This is a genomic window from Pseudorhodoplanes sp. (assembly GCF_059499825.1).
On sequence record NZ_JCABZI010000010.1, the window covers coordinates 222,845 to 240,682 of the forward strand.

The window sequence follows — 17,838 nt, forward strand, 5'->3', positions numbered from 1 at the left end:
TCAGGCCAGGAGATAGAGAGAGCCTGCGACGGAGCAGACCACGATGGCCAGGACGATTGTCCAGGCTTCGGATTCGCCTTCCGCCACGGAGCCGGGCAAAGGCCGCGAAAGCCCGTGCTGCTGAGGGTGTGCCATGATCACTCCACGCTTACTCGTACTGATGTCGGTCATGACGCACGCGGTGCCAGCTAGGTTCCGGAGGCGGTCAAAATACGATTTCTGGGATAACAAATGGTTATCCGCGATCAGCCGTGGCCGGGATCGGAATAGGGTCGCCACACGGCCATAGCCGCCCGCGTCGAGGGGTTTCGGTGCGGGGACTGGCCTGAGATTGGGCGGGATATGCGATAAAAGTAGGCGAGGGCCGATCCGCCGGCTTGCTAGACTGCGGTGACGCAAGGATGCGGGGATCGGTCGCGATGGGTCATGAGTTTCGGATTGTGTCGTTTCGGAATTTGCCGTGGCGATCCTAGTTTCCCTGCACCACGTTACCTCCTACCGATATGACCGTCCGGTCGGCCTCGGGCCGCAGGTGATACGGTTGCGTCCGGCGGCGCATAGCCGGACCCAGATTCCGAGCTATTCCCTGAACGTGCGGCCGAGCCAGCATTTCATCAATTGGCAGCAGGACCCGCACGGCAACTGGCTGGCGCGGCTGGTCTTTCCGGAGAAGACAGAGGAGTTCCGGGTCGAGGTCAATCTGACCGCCAATCTGTCGGTCATCAATCCGTTCGATTTCTTCGTCGAAGCCTATGCGCAGGATTTCCCCTTCGTCTATTCCGACGACCTGCGCTTCGACCTCGCTGCCTATCTGACGCCCGAGCCGGCTGGACCGCTGGTATCGGACTTCATCGCGTCGCTGCCGCAAGGCGCCGAGCGGACCATCGATTTCCTGGTCGGCCTGAATCACAGGCTGCAGCAGCGCGTCCGCTATCTCATCCGGATGGAAGCGGGCGTGCAGGCACCGGAGGAGACGCTGTCGATCGGGTCCGGTTCCTGCCGCGATTCCGCCTGGCTGCTGGTCAATGTCGCGCGGCATCTCGGGCTCGCCGCGCGCTTCGTGTCGGGCTACCTGATTCAGTTGACGGCCGATGTCGATCCGCTGGAGGGCCCGAAAGGCACCGACAAGGATTTCTGCGATCTGCATGCCTGGGCGGAAATCTATGTGCCCGGCGCCGGCTGGATCGGTTTCGATGTGACGTCGGGTTTGCTGTGCGGCGAGGGTCACATTCCGCTGGCGGCGACGCCGCATTATCAATCGGCGGCGCCGATCACCGGCACCGTCGACGCCGCCAATACAAATTTCCATTTCGAGATGCGTGTCGACCGCATTCACGAGGCGCCGCGCGTCACCAAGCCGTTCTCGGATGAGACCTGGGTCAAGCTCGATGCGCTGGGCGAGCGGGTCGATCAGGACCTGAAAGCGAACGACGTGCGGCTGACGATGGGTGGCGAGCCGACCTTCGTCTCGATCGACGATTTCGAAAGCGCGGAATGGAATACGGCCGCCGTCGGCCCGACCAAGCGCGCGCTCGCCGACACGCTGATCCGCAGGCTGCGCGAACGTTTCGCGCCCAACGGTTTCCTGCATTACGGGCAGGGCAAATGGTACCCGGGCGAAAGCCTGCCGCGCTGGGCCTTCGGGCTGTATTGGCGCAAGGATGGCGAGCCGATCTGGGGCGACGCAACCCTGATCGCGCGCGAGGCAGGCCCCCGCGACGCCGCGATCGAGCAGGCCGAGACATTCACAGCCGACTTTGCCGACCGGCTCGGTGTTGGCGCGGACTTCGCGCTTCCTGCCTTTGAGGATCCTGCCGTCTGGGCGCTCAAAGAGGCCGAACTGCCGGAGAATGTCGATCCGACCGATCCGAAGATCGAGGATCCGGAGACCCGCGCGCGCATGGTGCGAACCTTCGAGCGCGGCCTGTCGAAGCCGTCGGGCTTCGTGCTGCCGATCCAGGCCTGGCAATCGCAATCGACCGACCGCCGCTGGAAGAGCGAGAAATGGAAGCTGCGGCGCGGCAAGCTGTTTCTGGTGCCGGGTGACTCTCCGGTCGGCTTCCGGCTGCCGCTGGGCGCGCTGCCCTGGGTGCCGCGCTCGGACTATCCCTATCTGCATCCGCAGGACCCGACCGAGCCGCGCGAGCCGCTGCCATCACGCGAGCAGCTGGCGCAGATCTATAACGATGGCGGCGGTTCGGCCGAAGCCAATGCCGATCGCCAGACCCGGATCGAGCAGGTCGCGGTCGCGGGCGCCGTGCGCACCGCGATCTCGATCGAGCCGCGGGACGGCATTCTCTGCGTGTTCATGCCACCGGTCGAGCGGCTTGAAGATTATCTCGAATTGCTCGCTGCGATCGAACAGAGCGCGCGCGCGACCGGCACGCCGGTTCATATCGAAGGCTATCCGCCGCCGCACGATCCGCGGCTGAACGTGATCAAGGTCACGCCTGATCCCGGCGTCATCGAAGTGAACGTGCATCCCGCATCGAGCTGGCGCGAGGCGGTCGATATCACCACCGACCTCTATGAAGAAGCGCGGCAGACCCGTCTTGGCACCGACAAGTTCATGATCGACGGCCGTCATGTCGGCACCGGCGGCGGCAATCACGTCGTGATCGGAGGGGCGACGCCGCTGGATTCGCCGTTCCTTCGCAGGCCCGATCTCCTGCGCAGTCTGGTCCTTTACTGGCAGCGGCATCCTTCGCTGTCCTATCTGTTGTCCGGGCTATTCATCGGGCCGACCAGCCAGGCGCCGCGCATGGACGAGGCGCGTCATGACGGCCTCTACGAACTCGAAGTCGCGCTCGACCTCATGCCCGAGGGCGAGGCAAATATTCCGCCGTGGCTGGTCGACCGGCTGTTCCGCAACATCCTCGCCGATGTCACCGGCAACACCCACCGCGCCGAAATCTGCATCGACAAGCTCTATTCACCCGACGGACCGACCGGACGGCTCGGTCTGATCGAATTTCGCTCGTTCGAAATGCCGCCCGATCCGCGCATGTCGCTGGCGCAGCAATTGCTGATCCGTGCGCTGGTGTCGTGGTTCTGGCGCGAGCCGCAATTCGGCAAGCTGACGCGCTGGGGCACCACGCTGCACGACCGCTTCATGCTGCCCCACTATGTCTGGCAGGATTTTCTCGGCGTGCTCGCCGATCTCGGTCGCGCCGGCTATCACTTCGATCCGGAATGGTTCAAGGCGCAATGGGAATTCCGCTTCCCCTTCTATGGCGCGGTCGAATATGCGGGGGTCAAGCTCGAACTCCGGCAGGCCCTGGAGCCGTGGCATGTGCTGGCTGAAGAGAGCGCCGCAGGCGGCACCGTGCGCTTCGTCGATTCGTCGGTCGAGCGCCTGCAGGTCAAGGTGACCGGCTTCGTACCCGAGCGTTATGTCATTGCGTGCAACCGCAGGCGGATGCCGATGACGTCCACCGGCGAAATCGGAGAAGCGGTCGCGGGCGTGCGCTTCAAGGCCTGGCAGCCAGTTTCAGGGCTCCACCCCACCATTCCGGTGCATGCGCCTTTGACCTTCGACATTATCGATGCCTGGAACAGGCGTTCGCTGGGCGGCTGCGTCTATCACGTCGCGCATCCGGGTGGCCGCAATTACGATACCTTCCCGGTGAATTCCTACGAAGCCGAGGCACGGCGGCTGGCGCGCTTCCAGGATCACGGACATACTCCGGGAATCGTCGATTTGCCGCCGGAAGAGTCGGCGAGTGAATTTCCGTTGACGCTCGACCTCCGCCGGAGCGTACGGCGTCCGAACTGAATCGGTGGACCGACCTATGCAGAAAGCGGCTTCGGCCGACATGCCGCGCCCGGCCTGGTACGACGATTACGTGCCGCTCGATGGCGTGCCGGACGAATTGATCGGACCGGATGGGCGCCCGCGCAGGGCGTGGCTGAATTTCCTGCATCAGCTCTCGGCCGACGAGCGGTCGCTGGCTGCGGTCGATCAGCATCTGCAGGATATCGGCGTCTCATATCGTGTGCATGGCGAGGCGCGCGAACGCACCTGGCCGATGAGCCGGCTGCCGCTTCTGATCGAGGACGAGGAATGGAACGCGATCGCCGCCGGCGTGACGCAGCGCGCGCGGGTGATCGAGGCCATGCTGGCGGACGTGTACGGCCAGGGCCGTCTGGTGAAGGACGGCGTGCTGCCGGCCGCCATGGTCGCCGGTTCGAGCGAATTCATGCGGCCGCTGGTTGGCGTTGAGCCGCCTGACGGACGCTGGCTGCATATCTATGCAGTTGACCTTGGCCGTGGACCGGACGGCCGCTGGTGGGTCTTGAGCGATCGTGCGCAGGCGCCATCGGGCGCGGGCTATGCGCTGGAAAATCGACTCGTGATGTCGCGGGCGCTGCCGACCGGCTACCGGCGGATGAATGTGCGCCGGCTCGCGCCGTTCTTCAGAGACTTTCGCTCGGCGCTCGCCGATGCCGCGGAGCGTCCCCAACCCCGCATCTGCCTGCTGACGCCCGGTCCGTACAGCCAGACCTATTTCGAACAGGCCTATCTGGCGCGCTACCTCGGTTTCCTGCTGCTCGAAGGCGACGACCTCGTGGTTCATGACGGCGTCACGCATGTGCGCACCATCGCCGGCCTGAAGCGTGCGGACGTGATCTGGCGCTTCGTCGATTCGGACTATGTCGATCCGATCGAACTCAACGGGCGCTCGCGCCTTGGCATTCCCGGACTGGTATCGGCGTTGCGCCACGGCGGAACCGTCGTCGCCAACATGCCGGGCGCGGGCTTTGCGGAATCGCGCGCGTTGATGAGCGTCATGCCATCCATTGCGGGGCATCTGATCGGCGAGGATCTCGCGCTACCCAATATCGCCACCTGGTGGTGTGGCGACGACAGGGGCCGCCGTCGCGTGCTGGACAATTTCAACCGGATGGCGATTTCCGGCGCCTTTGCCGGACGGCTTCCGGAATTGCAGGGCGAGACGCAAGTGCTGCCCGCTGACCTGGAAGAGTCCCAGCGTGCGGCCCTGCGCGAAGCGATCGAGGAGCGAGGGATCGATTTCGTCGGTCAGGAGGTGGTGCAGCTTTCGACCACGCCGGTCCGTGCCGGCGACAAGCTGGTGCCGCGGCCGTTCGTGCTGCGGGTGTTCGCAGCCGCGACCGCGCATGGTTGGGAGGTGATGCCGGGCGGCTTCTGCCGGATTTCGGCGCAGTCCGATGCGCGCGCCATCAGCATGCGCGAAGGCGTGCAATCAGCCGATGTCTGGGTGCTGTCGAGCAAGCCGGTGGCGCCCGAAACGCTGCTGCCGGCCAGCACCGACATTCATATCCAGCGCATTCTCGGCAATATCCCGAGCCGGGCGGCGGACAACCTGTTCTGGTATGGCCGCTATCTGGAACGCGCGGAGGCGACGCTGCGGGTGGTGCGCTGCCTGTGCGCGCGCGCGATCGACATGGATTTCATCTCCGGCAATGTGCCCGCAACCATCGAAAAGCTGACCCGCCAGCTGGTTGCCTGGGGCGCGGTGCCGGAGGAGCAGCAAGACGCGTCGACTTTGGTGATCGCGCGCACCGCGCTCGCGGACGAGAACGCCTATGGGTCGGGTCTGTCCGGCGTGCGCATGGCGCGCAGTGCCGGCTCCGTCATCCGCGAACGCATTTCGGTCGATGCCTCGAAGCTGTCGCGGCGTCTTGACGAACTCCTGTCGAGCGTCGGCGAGTTGCCGAGCGAGACCGATGTGCTGGACGCAGCCGACCGGGCGCTGCAAATTCTCGCGGCATTGTCCGGCCTCGGCCAGGAGAACATGAACCGCAACGCCGGCTGGCGTTTCCTGGATATCGGCCGGCGTACCGAGCGTGCCATCAACACGTGCCGGCTGGCGCGCCTGTTTGCATCGGACGATGCGACCGCCGAAGACCTCGACGTGATGCTCGATCTGATCGATTGCCAGATCACCTATCGCTCGCGCTATATGACCGGGATCGCGATCGACCCTGTGCGCGACATGGCGATGCTCGATCCGTACAATCCGCGCTCGGTCGGCTTCCAGTTGATGACCATCAGCGAGCATGTCGCCACGTTGCCGGCGCTTCAGCTTGACGGGGTTCCGGAAGAGCCGCAGCGGCTGGCCGCGCGGCTGGCGATCGATCTCGAAACCACCACCGCACGGGATCTCGACAACACGGTGGTGCTTTCGATCGAACAGCGCATTTCGGCCTTTGCCCAAGCCGTGGCGGCGCGCTATTTCCTGCGGCGTCAGACCGGCATGGTCGGGGCAGGGGTCAGCAGTCTCGCGTGATCTACGACATCGATCATTTGACCGCCTATTCCTACGCGGCGCCGGTGACGTCCGCCTCGCTGGCATTGCGACTGACGCCGCGCAACACCATGACGCAGCGCAGCCTCGCGCATGAGGTCAGGATTTCGCCCGGCCCGGATCATGCCACGTCGCATCGCGACTTCTTCGGCAATGTGGTCGAGCTGGTGCGGATCGACACACAGCATACCGAATTGGAGATCAGGTCGTTGGCGCGCGTCGAGGTGATGCCGCGACCTGGCCTGGCCGGTCCCGATCTGGCTTGGGAGGATGTGGGCGCTATGGCGTTGTCGGAACGCGATCTGAGCGCCGCGGGGCCTTCGCATTTCCTGTTCACCAGCCCGCGTATTAGGCTGGCGCGTGAAGTGACGCATTATGCGCGCGCGAGCTTTACGCCGGGCCGGGGGATCGTGGACGCCTGCACCGATCTGATGACGCGGATCCGCAACGAATTCGCCTACCAGCCGGAGGCAACGGAAATTTCGACCTCTATCGCCGAAGCCTTCGCGCAGCGCGCCGGGGTCTGCCAGGATTTCGCGCAGATCATGATCGGGGGCCTGCGCGGATTAGGGCTGCCGGCGGCCTATGTCAGCGGCTATCTGCGGACCATTCCGCCGCCGGGCAAGAAGCGGCTGCAGGGTGCCGACGCCACCCATGCCTGGGTCTCGGTCTGGGCCGGGCCGGAGAATGGCTGGATCGGGTTCGATCCGACCAACGCGATCCAGGCCGGCACCGACCACATCACCCTGGCGATCGGGCGCGACTTTTCCGACGTGTCGCCGGTTTATGGCGTGTTCGTGGGCTCGGGCGAGCACGAACTGAAGGTCGAGGTCGACGTCGTCCCGGCCTGAGCGCCTTTAGGCGGAACCTTCGGCCCGACGCGTTCGTTTGCAACGCTTGCGAGCCAGGCGGGGTCAGATGCGGCTGTTTGTGTGCCAGGGGTGCGGTCAGCCTCTTCATTTCGAGAATACAAGCTGTGGCAGTTGCGGCCGGCGGGTCGGCTATTTGCCGCGGCTGACGCGGATGAGTGCGCTTGAGCCGACCGACGGCGGGTTTCGCGCGCTGGCCGATCCGGACAAGACATACCGGTTCTGTGCGAATGCGGAATACGAAAGCTGCAACTGGATGATCGCCGATCCCAGTCCGCACGGGTTCTGTATTGCGTGCCGGCACAACCGGATCATCCCCGACCTCGCAAGCGGCGATAATCTGATGCTCTGGCGGAGGCTCGAGGTGGCGAAACGCCGGCTGTTCTACAGCCTGCTGCGCCTGCAATTGCCGCTGGTGACCTGGGTCGAGGATACGGCGGGGCTTGCTTTCGACTTTCTGGCGCCGACCCATCAGCCGGTGCTGACCGGACATCTCAACGGCGCGATCACCATCAATCTTGCAGAAGCCGACGATTCCGAGCGCGAGCGTCAGCGCGGCGCGCTGGGAGAGCCGTATCGCACGCTGCTCGGCCACTTCCGGCATGAAATCGCGCATTATTACTGGGACCTGCTCGTCAACAACGACGCCTCGATCGAGGAATTCCGCAGCGTGTTCGGCGACGAGCGCGCGGATTATGGCGAGGCGTTGCGCCGGCATCATGGGGACGGCGCGCCCACGGACTGGTCGCAGCGCTATGTCTCGGCCTATGCAAGCGCGCATCCGTGGGAGGACTTCGCCGAGACCTGGGCGCATTACTTCCATATCGTCGACACGCTCGAGACCGCGCGCGCCTTCGGCGTCTCGACCCAGCCGCGGGTAGCGAGCGCCGCCGGTCTGGAAAGTCCTGTCGATTTCGACCCCTATGGCGCAAACGTCGACCAACTGATCGAGGCGTGGCTGCCGCTGACGTTCGCGATCAACGCGCTCAACCGCTCCATGGGCCAGAACGATCTTTATCCGTTCGTGATCGCGCCCGCGATCGTGGTCAAGCTGGGTTACATCTATCGCCTGATCCATCGCTTTCCGCATCCGCCGGAGGTGGAGGACGAAGCGGCGCTGAAAGCCATGGTGGCGCTGCTGAAGAAGGGGGTGACGGTGCCATCCTAGTTGGGCCGTCACCGCAATCGGGTCAGCGCGGTCTCGCCGTGGGAATATAATCTGTAGATAGTTTTCGTAGCAGTTGTCGGATAATGAGACCGCTGCCGCAAACGAGGCTTGTCTCCGCGCGGTCCTGGCAGGTTATGAGATGTCCGAATTCCAAACTTATTGTCTGACGGTCGCGAAAAACTTCGAAGCGCTCGCGCAATTGGAGAATGAGGTGCAGGCTGCGATTGACGCAGCCGGAGACGCGCTCAAGCGCGGCAACAAGATCATGTTCTGCGGCAACGGCGGCTCGGCGGCAGACGCGCAACATCTCGCCGCCGAACTGGTGGGCCGCTATCTGATCGACCGGGCGCCGCTGCCTGCGCTGGCGTTGACCGTAGACACATCCGCGCTGACGGCCATCGCCAACGATTATTCCTACGATGAGGTGTTTGCCCGTCAGCTCGCCGGGCTCGGCCAGCCAGGCGACGTTCTGGTAGCGTTGTCAACCAGCGGCAACAGCAAGAACGTGCTGCGGGCGATCGAAGTGGCGCGCGACAAGTCCATCAGGACGATCGGACTTACCGGGCAGTCCGGCGGCCTGATGCGCCAGCTTTGCGACATCTGCATCTGCGTGCCGTCCGATCGCACCAACCATATACAGGAGATGCATATCGCCGTCGGTCACGTCATCTGCGGCGCGGTCGAGCGTAGGACGAGCGTCGCCGGTCCGACATTGTCGTGATCGCGCAGAGACCGCAGCTCGCAACCGGGCCCGCTCATCAGGCAGGGCTGCTTTCACCCGCAGCCGTTATCGGCTTTTCGTCATGGGCCTGACTCGTCGCCCGCTCGATTGGAAGCAGAACGCGCAGAATTGTTCGATCGCGTGATCGGGGCTGGTGCCGGACGCGACCGCTTCCGCAAAGACCTTCAACCGGCCTTGATCGGTTACCGCGTAGTCAAGGAAGTAGGTCTGAACGCCCTTCCGCGCGGCAAATTCAAATATCGCGCGGCTGATCAGGTCGCATTTGGAGGTCACCGGATTGATGTGATCGGGGTTGCAGCAGATTGCGTGGCCATCCCTCACCGACGAATGCAGGTTGATCAGGGTATTGCGATCGGCACGAACCAGGCGAATGTTCTGATAATCAGTGACGCGATTGTTTCTATAAAGGGCTTCGGCCCAATCGGTGTCGCCAAAAATAGCTGTGACACGACTACGACCGGAACCGGTCAGCAGCCGGGCGTTATGCGGAAACCCCGTATGCAATGCCAGTACGAGACATGCGTCCGAGCGGGCGACAATTTCCGCAAAGCAGTCGGGATTGGCATGCACCGTTTCCAATTGCGGAATTGTTTCTCCGCGCTCCACGATCAGAGCGGCAATCTGCGAATATAGATAGTCGCGATATCGCAGATTGAACATATCAAAAACATATGGATGAAGGAGTTTCAGCGACGGCCGTCCGCTGAAATATTTCAGATGTTCGGAAAAATCACCGTCAAGCAGGCTTCCACCGCCGGATTCAAAAGTCGCGATGTGCCGCTTCAGCTTTCGCACGAATATACGGGCTGCCGGCTGAAAGTGATTACTGTCCCCGCCATTCAGGCAGAAACGAAAAGCGCGCCAGAACGGTCGTAAAAGTGTGCGCGGAATGCCGGATACCGCTGAACGGAAATATGGATTGTCCGGGACGCCAGGCTCGCCTCTCATATCCCACCAACGGCTATCCCGATACGAGGCCAAGCAAGTCGCGAATCGTCTTTGCCTCAATGAAGCGTTCGTTGTCTATCTCGGTTCCGAACGCTTCTTCGAGGTCCAGTTGCAGCTCGAAGACGTCAAAGCTATCCCGAACGAACATTCTCAACTCTGCATCGAGATTAATAGCAGAGCCTTCAGACCCCTTGATTGTTCCGATTACGGAAAGCAGGCGTTTCTCTATGTCGTTCATGAATTGTAACTTCAAAGCTCTAGGCTGACGCGGTCGTCTCGCGATATGGCGTTGTCGGCCAGGCGCGCTTCTTTTGTTGCTTTTCTCTCGATAAACGGCAGGCCTGTCGACGTTAGCTCTGCGTCCCAACCGATCTGATTCAAGGCCACGCCCGGTTGGCGTTCGAGTATGGATTTGACCTAGAGCGTGTTGGATCTGAGCTGGGTCGTTATCAGAAAAGCCCGTTCGCGAATCCCGCGGCGGTTGCTCACTTTATGAAGCCTGCTTATTCAAAGCTCTGCAATCTGATTCTGGCAGACAGGCCGTCGTGCCGCTGAACAGGAGTTCATCCATGGCCGCCGGCATCCGACTTTCTGATGGTATGACGACGAGATCAGACCGCCAGTTACCTGCATCCTGGCCACGAAACGCCACGATCCGCGCACCGCTGCGGACGATTTCGCTCAACGGCAATATCGAGCCTGCCCGCCCGCGTTTACGACTGCGGGAGAATAATATGTGCGGTTACTAAAAAGGCCCGGCGCGCTTTTCTGCGGCCGGGCCAGTATCATGTGCCGGAGGTTCACCCGGCACATCCTTTCACCAAAAGTCAGTATCTTGCCGAGACCGGCCCCTTGCCGAGATTGCCAAAGCGATAGTTGATGCCGACCTTGACGGTGGAAATGTGGCTGTCGATATCAGCATTAATCGGCAAAGCGATCGGGCCGAGGCCAATACTATCGAAAGAGCGGTTCTTCTGGCCGAAGTCCATGTAGGTGCCCTCAATCTTGGCCGACCAATTTCCGGCGAACGCCCATTCGATACCGCCGCCGACCAACCAGCCAGTCTCGGTCTCGGAGATCGTCGACGCGTAATTCAGTCCGGGAAAAACGATGTTCGCGGTGTAGTCGTTGTTTGCCCATGCGATACCAGCCTTGCCGTACACAAGCAGGGTGTCGAAGGCGACGCCGAGCCGCGTGGAGACCGTTGCGACCCAGTTATTCTGGACCGAGCCGCTGACGGAAGCGCCAGGCACAAGGCCAAAAAGAAAGTTGCTGTTGCCAGAGCCGCTGACGTCGGACCAGGCGATATCGGCTTCGGTTCCGAGAACGATGCTACCGTATTGATAGTTGAAGCCGGCGGTGGCACCGCCCATGAACCCGTCATGATCGAAGCGGAACGGGTCTGCTAATAGGCCTGCGATCCCCGTCGGGGTCGCGCCCGTTTCGCCCCAACCGTAGCCCGCGTGTCCACCGACATAGAAGCCGGTCCAGCTGTATGCTGGCGCCATAACAGGTGCCGCCTTGTAGACCGGAGCAATATCTGCCGCGCTCGCGATCGAAGCTGTTAAGAAAGCTGCGGCAACGAGACCACCTGAAAGTTGTGCCTTCATTGTTTTCCCCCCTCGGGTGATTTAAAGATCAACCCTGACGTTTATATTCGCGTTTTTCGGGAGAGTCCGTTTCATTTCTGCCACAGGTTACATTTGTATATTTCACGCGAGGTATTGCTCGACTGACGGCCGCAACGTTGGCCCCGAAGGCGTCGAAGTTCTGGAAAATTCAGACGATACCGCCGCCTCCGCGCATCGGTCACGTTGAAATCCAAAGCCCCCCGGAATGCTGGTGCCGAGCAAAGCGCCATCTTGTCACAACCCCGGCTGCCCCTACCATCTTGCCTTCTCGCTCCGGTTGCGAAAAGCTCCCCCTACATTTCTGGGGGGACAAATGGAAACCGAGCACATCTACGGGGCTGCCATTGCGATGGGGGCTGTCGCCTGCCTGGTGGCACTAATGCGTTCGCGAGGCGCGGCGCGCGCCCGTGATCGAGAGCGAGAGCGGATCCAGAAGAAAAGATTTTATGACGAGCTCTACGACCCCAAAAATCGAATCCCGCCCTCATCAGGCGAGTAACGGCTGCTTAGGGGCGATCCATTGCCAACCGCCACCGCGCGTTGCACCGCCAACAAGCTGGCGGATACCGCTGCCGGAGACGCAAACCAGGCGGAGCGGGAGTCAGTTGGCCCAAAACGCTCCAGACTGCATTAGAAAAGCTATCAGCGAGGTCGACTGAGTATCAGCGGTCACGCGGGGCGTTCTGCGCGGTTATTTCTTTGTGTTCTGAGTCATGACGCCGATAGCTGCCTGCTCCCGCACAAACCGCACGCCGGCGCGCTCCAGAGCCGAGCGCAAATCAGCAATCGCGCGATCCGAAACCTGACGGCGCGACTTTTCAAAATCCACGACCGTCGAAAGGCCCAGCCCTGAGCGTTCCGCGAGGTCAGGCTGAGTCATGTCGAGTAATGCGCGTGCAGCGCGACACTGCGCCGGAGTTATCAAATCACTTTTTTTCTCAATCATCGGATTGTCCTTGACGAAATCAAGATCAACATTTTATGTTGATATATGCCGAGCGGTCCATCCCGATTGTCGCGGGCATTTTGGTTGAAAGGAGTAGATCATGAATCAAGTCTCGTTCGCTGCCGTAACCTATCAGGCCATTCGCGACCGATTGCGTGCGAATGACCCGGAACTCGATGATGACACCTTGGCCGACACGGTCGAGGGACTGACCGACCTGCACGAGATCGTGGCCGCGTTGGTGCGGTCCGCCCTGGAAGACGAGGCTTACGTAGCCGCATTGCGGAACAGGGTCTCCGATATGCAATGCCGCATGAGCAGGTTGGAGGGCAGGGCTACCAAATGCCGGCAACTGGTCCGGGACGTGATGGTGGATTGCGAGATCAAGAAGGTCTCGGCGCCTGACCTGACCATAAGCCTCCGCGCCTGCCCGCCGCCGCTTTGTATTGAGGATGAGGCGGCTATTCCAACGTCCTACTGGGAGGCGAGAGAGCCAAGGCTGAATCGAACAGCGTTGATCAACGACCTTAAGGCCGGAATGCCGGTGTCCGGTGCGAAACTTGGCGAGGCGAATCAGTCTCTGAGCGTGAGGACAAAGTAAGATGACATTCTCCAGCAAACAAATATCGGCTCTCAGAACTGACGTCGATCCAGCCTTCACGCGGTTGCGGAAGCTCAACGATGGTCGTGAGCTGCCTTATATCGAAGGTTGGTACGCGATTGCGGAGGCCAACCGGATCTTCGGATTCGACGCCTGGTCGCGTGAGACCGTGGACGTCAAATGCCTGCAGGCGCGTGAAGTCCGCGGGTCTTTTCAGGTTCTTTATCTGGCAAAGGTCCGCGTTACGGTCCGTGCAGGAGACCACGAAACGATCCGCGAGGGCTATGGAACAGGTGCTGCAGCGAGCGACTCGCTCGGAGATGCACATGAAAAGGCGTTGAAGAGCGCGGAGACTGACGCAACCAAGCGTGCGCTCGCAACTTTCGGCAGGCCATTTGGGCTCGCTCTTCATGTTCCGGCGACCGAGGTCGACGCCAAGCCGACCGCCCCGCAGCCTGCGATCCCGGACGTCCACCGCCGCCGAACCCGGCAGCGCAAGGACCCTGATGGTCGGTTTCGGCTCGTACGGGATCCCCGACTTAATCTGATGCAAAAAGAGTTCTTGATCGGAACAAACGCGGCTTCGATCTCAGCTGCATCATCAGACCAAGAGCGGCCGCCGAACACCGAATCCGAGTTCGGCACTCCCGCAGTGGATCAGCAGCCGGCCGAACAGGTAGTGGTGCCGATCACAAAGACGCTTCGGCGGCGCTCTCTCCCACACCTCAGATACGTCATGGCGCAGCCCTGCTTGCTCTGCGCGCGTACCCCTTCGGATGCGCACCATCTCCGGTTCACACAACCGCGTGCGATGGGCAGGAAGGTGAGCGATGAGTATACGGTCCCTCTATGCCGCACTCATCATCGCCAGCTGCATCATTCCGGGGACGAGGTGGGCTGGTGGATGGCAATGGAGATCGATCCGCTTCCGATTGCGCAAGACCTCTGGCAGGAGTCGCAGAAGGTAGCGAACGACGTTCAATCTAAAACGAGCTGAACCGGTCTAAATGCCTTTGCAAGCGGTAGCCTCGCTATCGCTTGCATCGGGTTTCTTTCTGGCCCGACGTAACAGTCGTGATGTTGTCAGAGGCGTTCGACGGAATTAGGCCGTGTACCATAAATTCCCGAGGTCAGCTATGCCCCATCAGCACCGCAATGCGGGCATCGTTTGATTTCAGCGATGTGCCAATGACGAACTTCATTGCCGAAAACTTACACAGCTGTCCAATTTTTGGCCTGGGTTTAAAGAGGCGCTGGCAGTTATCGGCCCCGATGCCAGGGATTGTCTCCGGCCGCTGGGTTGACAGCGTTCGAACGATGCCACCCGAGGATCCTCCACCCACTCCTATTGTGGTGTGCCGGCCGATAACTGAAGCTCAGCCTATACCGAAGCTGAAGCGATAGCTAAGCCAGCCGGCTCTGTCGACACTTAAGCCCATCAACCGTTCGGCGCAGGCGCCTTAGCGCATCAGTTCGGCCACAATCTGCTCCGCCAGCAGCGGCGCCATAGAATACTTGCCTACATCGACCGAGAAATAGCTGTCCATTTGTTGAATGCCAAACGAGTCTCGCTTGTGCAGTCCGCACCTCACATCTGCGAGAGAGCCTTTGCCTCTGGCGACAACCCAGCCACCCTGGACGTTCCAATCGTGCGCGGTTTCCCTTATTCTGGCAATGTCAGGAATGAATTCAGAAAGCGCGCTTAACGTCTGGTTCTGGATCGCAAACTTCTCCACGGCACTTACTTTTGGATCTATTGGTGCATAACGAGCGAATTCGTCCACGATCAATCCAGTCGGATACCACGAGAGGTAAAGTGAATTTCCGTAATTCTTGAAGTCGCCAAAAGGACCAGTGGCAATGACAAAGTTTGGCAAGTCGCAAGTGTCAATCTGGGCGAACACAGACATGCGATATCGATAAGACAACAAAGGTGACAGCAAGCCGCGCTCCGCATCGATCGTAGGTCTGCCCTCCCAAAGCGCGTTTATAATCGCGTCAAATCCTTCGGTGGCGCCTTTGTCTGTGACGACCGACCAATTGGAGTCGCTAGTGAGTACATTGGCGACTCTTTCGCCGAACCGACATTCGATCCGGCCCTCGGACTTAATTCGCTCCACCAGCCGGTCAGCGACCCAATTCGTGTCAACTGATTTTTCAGGGGTTGTGAAAGCGGCAAAAATAGACGGATTTACGGTTATGGCGCGAAGTTGTCGCTCGGTAAGTTGTTCAGGAGCGGGGGTATTAAAGCCGGCCTCGTAACCAAGCGACCAGACTGTTTTCAGATACCGATATACGTCGTCAGGCGCCACCACACTATCGGCGTGGATGAGAAGTATGTCCGGATTGCGCGTTACTCTTTCACTGATCGACATCTCGATTAGGGAAGAGACGATTCGATCGAAACTGCGGGCCCCCGGTAGAAGTCGTTTGGCCGTAGCCAGAGTATCGTCGGCAGCATAAATATATCCTTGGTGAATTTTACCTTCGTTCCAACGGCCGGCGCGGCTCATCGGTGCGGGCTGGGCGTCAAACAGCGTGACGCTCAGTCCACGCCGTGCTGATAGCAAGGCTATGCATGTGCCAAGCATGCCGGCTCCAAGCACTGCTATGCGGTCTCCGCTTTTCATGCTCGACTTGCTACGAGGGTATGGTGGAATAATCGGCGGAATCGTATTTATTGCTTGTTAAAGCAAGAAGTTGCGCGTCCGGTGTGCAATACGTCTGCTGGCTCCATACATTCGGTTTCAAGTAAATCGCCTGTCCTACGTGCAGCACATACTCCTCCGCGCGCTTACTATGCCGTACGCCGATGCGAATTGTTCCTGCGAGGCACAACAGCATCTGCTCGCTGCAAACACGGGCATGACCGCCCCGCGTTGTGCCAGGCGGTACCCCGAATATAAAGAACAGGTTTGCCGGTTTAAAACACAACTGGTCAAAATCTATCGGACAGAGGTTTCCGCGCGAGTCGGAAATGTATTCAAAATCAAATCGCACTACATTAGGATCAAATATGGTTTTGTGCAGTGTGACTCGTGTCATTTTGAGCTATAAATTCATACTTTGCAGAGTTTTGAAACGAGCGAAGGATGCCTTATCAAAAGATTTTTATAGGTATGCCCGCCTACGATGGCAAGGAGTTCATCGCAGAAACGCTCGAGTCAATCAGGGCGCAGCGACACTCCGATTATAATGTTCTTATTTCAGTTGACGGAAACGACCGAGAGACGGCCGATTGCTGTCGGCCATTTCTTTCTGATCCGCGCTTCTCAATTCAGGTCCAGCAGCAGAGGTTGGGTTGGGACGGAAACTTCAATTGGCTGCTGAAGCAGGCGGAGGGCGAGTTCTTCTGCTATTGGCAGCAAGATGATCTTACAACCGACGATTATCTCGAAGCTCTGTGGGTTGCTTCGCAGAATAGTCCGTCGGCTGCGTGTTATTACAGCGACATAGAATGGTTCGGAGAAACCAAAGCTTTGTACATCGAGGATTCTGTAACCGGACTTCCCATCAACAGGGCGCTCTCCATCTTTGAAAAAATGAACGGAATCCCGAATAGGGGGCTTATTCGTCGTGCGGCTATCGAGCGTGCTGGACTAGTAACAAGCAACCCGTTCGGAAGCGCCTTTGAGGAATATGTCTGGATTGCCAAACTCGCGCGCGAAGGCAATCTTCAGCGTGTCCCCGGACCCATCTATTACAAACGCGCACACGCGAATGCGACTAGCTCAAAATGGATGCGTAAGTCGAGCGCCTGGAAAAGAAACGTTTGGATTGAATTTGGACTCGGAATGCTTGAAACCGTTTGGCCTGTACTCGGACCACAGGATCGGCTGACCGCCTTCGGAATTGTGCTCGACCGGCTGTGCAGCACGCGGGCTCATCGGTTTATTCTGTATGGTGGGCCCATTATCCCATTTGCATTCGACTTTCTCGAGGCCGCACTCAAGGAGTTTCCTGTTCCTGAGATCTCCCATGCATTGGTTGTTGGTGAGCGCGTTCCGAAGTTTGCAGGCGAGATCGGTGGGTCTCTGATGGATACCGTCGTCGATTGGGTCTCGAAAGGTAAGGCTCCTCCGCTTGAATACGAATGTATTGTTAGTTTTGCTTATGGACAGGCCGGAGTGGATCTTCTCAACCAGGGCTGGTCGCAAGTGGAAGACTGGGGCACTTGGAGCATTGAGCGAAACGCAACGATTTGTTTACCGCGGTGCCGTGGAGAAACCATTAAATTGAGGTTTACTGCATTTGGCAGGCCGAACTCGCGACCAACCATCAATGTCTTTGCTGCTGGGCATCAAATTGCCTCTTGGCAGGTTCCTTTGCTCGAGCTGACCGAAAGGGAGCTTACGGTTCCAGCCGAAATCCGATTGTTAGAATTCCAACTTCCGAATGCAGTCTCGCCAATTGAGGTGGAATTCAATAAGGACCCACGACTGTTGGGAATTGGTCTTGTCTCCCTCGAACTATTGTAAGTTTCTCAACCCTTCGCTGCGTATAACGGTGGGAGACGAGCGTTCTAGCAGATGACATGCGCGCTTCCCGGAGTTCATTGGGCGGCGGTTGATCTTTCGAGCGGACCTCGCTCATGCTTACAATATCCCGCCGAACGAATTCACGAAGCCGGATTTTGAGGTGAT

At 59.8% G+C, this 17,838-nt stretch carries 16 protein-coding genes; 9 read left to right on the forward strand and 7 right to left on the reverse strand.

Annotated elements, in window-relative coordinates; genetic code table 11:
• A complete protein-coding gene (locus AC5I5I_RS14830) occupies nt 1-135 on the reverse strand; it encodes a hypothetical protein (RefSeq protein WP_495974321.1) in 135 nt (44 codons plus the stop codon).
• Nucleotides 136-460: 325 nt separating this feature from the next.
• Between AC5I5I_RS14830 and AC5I5I_RS14835 the strand changes: the two genes are divergently transcribed.
• The 5 genes from AC5I5I_RS14835 (at nt 461) to gmhA (ending at nt 9,048) form a co-directional block, all read left to right on the forward strand.
• Nucleotides 461-3,775 (forward strand): transglutaminase family protein, encoded by a 3,315-nt coding sequence (locus tag AC5I5I_RS14835; protein ID WP_495974323.1) that lies wholly within the window; start codon nt 461-463, stop codon nt 3,773-3,775.
• A 16-nt stretch (nt 3,776-3,791) separates the two neighbouring features.
• Nucleotides 3,792-6,272, forward strand: a complete 2,481-nt coding sequence (locus AC5I5I_RS14840; RefSeq protein WP_495974325.1) for a circularly permuted type 2 ATP-grasp protein — start codon at nt 3,792-3,794, stop codon at nt 6,270-6,272.
• Entirely contained in the window at nt 6,269-7,141 is an 873-nt protein-coding gene (locus AC5I5I_RS14845) for a transglutaminase family protein (RefSeq protein WP_495974327.1), read from the forward strand. Before AC5I5I_RS14840 ends, AC5I5I_RS14845 begins: the two co-directional genes overlap by 4 nt.
• A 67-nt stretch (nt 7,142-7,208) precedes the next feature.
• On the forward strand, nt 7,209-8,327 hold the full coding sequence (locus AC5I5I_RS14850; protein ID WP_495974329.1) for a zinc-binding metallopeptidase family protein: 1,119 nt from the start codon (nt 7,209-7,211) through the stop codon (nt 8,325-8,327).
• Between the two features lie 139 nt (nt 8,328-8,466).
• Nucleotides 8,467-9,048 carry a D-sedoheptulose 7-phosphate isomerase gene (gene gmhA, locus AC5I5I_RS14855; RefSeq protein ID WP_495974331.1) on the forward strand — a complete coding sequence of 194 codons (582 nt, stop codon included), beginning with the start codon at nt 8,467-8,469 and terminating at the stop codon, nt 9,046-9,048.
• Between the two features lie 66 nt (nt 9,049-9,114).
• Here the strand turns inward: gmhA and AC5I5I_RS14860 are convergent, their stop codons facing one another.
• Nucleotides 9,115-10,017 (reverse strand): hypothetical protein, encoded by a 903-nt coding sequence (locus AC5I5I_RS14860; RefSeq protein WP_495974333.1) that lies wholly within the window; start codon nt 10,015-10,017, stop codon nt 9,115-9,117.
• A 13-nt stretch (nt 10,018-10,030) separates the two neighbouring features.
• Nucleotides 10,031-10,255 carry an acyl carrier protein gene (locus tag AC5I5I_RS14865; RefSeq protein WP_495974335.1) on the reverse strand — a complete coding sequence of 75 codons (225 nt, stop codon included), beginning with the start codon at nt 10,253-10,255 and terminating at the stop codon, nt 10,031-10,033.
• A 331-nt stretch (nt 10,256-10,586) separates the two neighbouring features.
• Between AC5I5I_RS14865 and AC5I5I_RS14870 the strand changes: the two genes are divergently transcribed.
• On the forward strand, nt 10,587-10,766 hold the full coding sequence (locus AC5I5I_RS14870) for a hypothetical protein (protein WP_495974337.1): 180 nt from the start codon (nt 10,587-10,589) through the stop codon (nt 10,764-10,766).
• Nucleotides 10,767-10,844: 78 nt separating this feature from the next.
• Here the strand turns inward: AC5I5I_RS14870 and AC5I5I_RS14875 are convergent, their stop codons facing one another.
• Together AC5I5I_RS14875 and AC5I5I_RS14880 are read right to left on the reverse strand one after the other, a co-directional pair.
• Nucleotides 10,845-11,627: an outer membrane protein gene (locus AC5I5I_RS14875; RefSeq protein WP_495974339.1), complete on the reverse strand. Its 783-nt coding sequence runs from the start codon at nt 11,625-11,627 to the stop codon at nt 10,845-10,847.
• 712 nt (nt 11,628-12,339) lie between these two features.
• Nucleotides 12,340-12,594 carry a helix-turn-helix domain-containing protein gene (locus AC5I5I_RS14880; protein WP_495974341.1) on the reverse strand — a complete coding sequence of 85 codons (255 nt, stop codon included), beginning with the start codon at nt 12,592-12,594 and terminating at the stop codon, nt 12,340-12,342.
• 100 nt (nt 12,595-12,694) lie between these two features.
• Between AC5I5I_RS14880 and AC5I5I_RS14885 the strand changes: the two genes are divergently transcribed.
• Entirely contained in the window at nt 12,695-13,195 is a 501-nt protein-coding gene (locus AC5I5I_RS14885; protein ID WP_495765310.1) for a siphovirus Gp157 family protein, read from the forward strand.
• Between the two features lies 1 nt (nt 13,196).
• Nucleotides 13,197-14,192, forward strand: a complete 996-nt coding sequence (locus AC5I5I_RS14890; RefSeq protein WP_495765311.1) for a Rad52/Rad22 family DNA repair protein — start codon at nt 13,197-13,199, stop codon at nt 14,190-14,192.
• Between the two features lie 463 nt (nt 14,193-14,655).
• Here the strand turns inward: AC5I5I_RS14890 and AC5I5I_RS14895 are convergent, their stop codons facing one another.
• Entirely contained in the window at nt 14,656-15,825 is a 1,170-nt protein-coding gene (locus AC5I5I_RS14895; RefSeq protein ID WP_495974344.1) for an FAD-dependent oxidoreductase, read from the reverse strand.
• Nucleotides 15,826-15,835: 10 nt separating this feature from the next.
• Nucleotides 15,836-16,240, reverse strand: a complete 405-nt coding sequence (locus AC5I5I_RS14900) for a sugar 3,4-ketoisomerase (protein WP_495974346.1) — start codon at nt 16,238-16,240, stop codon at nt 15,836-15,838.
• 47 nt (nt 16,241-16,287) lie between these two features.
• Between AC5I5I_RS14900 and AC5I5I_RS14905 the strand changes: the two genes are divergently transcribed.
• Nucleotides 16,288-17,673: a glycosyltransferase family 2 protein gene (locus AC5I5I_RS14905; RefSeq protein ID WP_495974348.1), complete on the forward strand. Its 1,386-nt coding sequence runs from the start codon at nt 16,288-16,290 to the stop codon at nt 17,671-17,673.
• Nucleotides 17,674-17,838 lie beyond the last annotated feature (165 nt).

Coding starts and splice junctions, on each gene's coding strand:
- AC5I5I_RS14830 (WP_495974321.1), bottom strand. CDS start 135: ATGGCACACCCTCAGCAGCACGGGCTTTCGCGGCCTTTGCCCGGCTCC.
- AC5I5I_RS14840 (WP_495974325.1), top strand. CDS start 3,792: ATGCAGAAAGCGGCTTCGGCCGACATGCCGCGCCCGGCCTGGTACGAC.
- AC5I5I_RS14850 (WP_495974329.1), top strand. CDS start 7,209: ATGCGGCTGTTTGTGTGCCAGGGGTGCGGTCAGCCTCTTCATTTCGAG.
- gmhA (WP_495974331.1), top strand. CDS start 8,467: ATGTCCGAATTCCAAACTTATTGTCTGACGGTCGCGAAAAACTTCGAA.
- AC5I5I_RS14860 (WP_495974333.1), bottom strand. CDS start 10,017: ATGAGAGGCGAGCCTGGCGTCCCGGACAATCCATATTTCCGTTCAGCG.
- AC5I5I_RS14865 (WP_495974335.1), bottom strand. CDS start 10,255: ATGAACGACATAGAGAAACGCCTGCTTTCCGTAATCGGAACAATCAAG.
- AC5I5I_RS14870 (WP_495974337.1), top strand. CDS start 10,587: ATGGCCGCCGGCATCCGACTTTCTGATGGTATGACGACGAGATCAGAC.
- AC5I5I_RS14875 (WP_495974339.1), bottom strand. CDS start 11,627: ATGAAGGCACAACTTTCAGGTGGTCTCGTTGCCGCAGCTTTCTTAACA.
- AC5I5I_RS14880 (WP_495974341.1), bottom strand. CDS start 12,594: ATGATTGAGAAAAAAAGTGATTTGATAACTCCGGCGCAGTGTCGCGCT.
- AC5I5I_RS14885 (WP_495765310.1), top strand. CDS start 12,695: ATGAATCAAGTCTCGTTCGCTGCCGTAACCTATCAGGCCATTCGCGAC.
- AC5I5I_RS14890 (WP_495765311.1), top strand. CDS start 13,197: ATGACATTCTCCAGCAAACAAATATCGGCTCTCAGAACTGACGTCGAT.
- AC5I5I_RS14895 (WP_495974344.1), bottom strand. CDS start 15,825: ATGAAAAGCGGAGACCGCATAGCAGTGCTTGGAGCCGGCATGCTTGGC.
- AC5I5I_RS14900 (WP_495974346.1), bottom strand. CDS start 16,240: ATGACACGAGTCACACTGCACAAAACCATATTTGATCCTAATGTAGTG.
- AC5I5I_RS14905 (WP_495974348.1), top strand. CDS start 16,288: ATGCCTTATCAAAAGATTTTTATAGGTATGCCCGCCTACGATGGCAAG.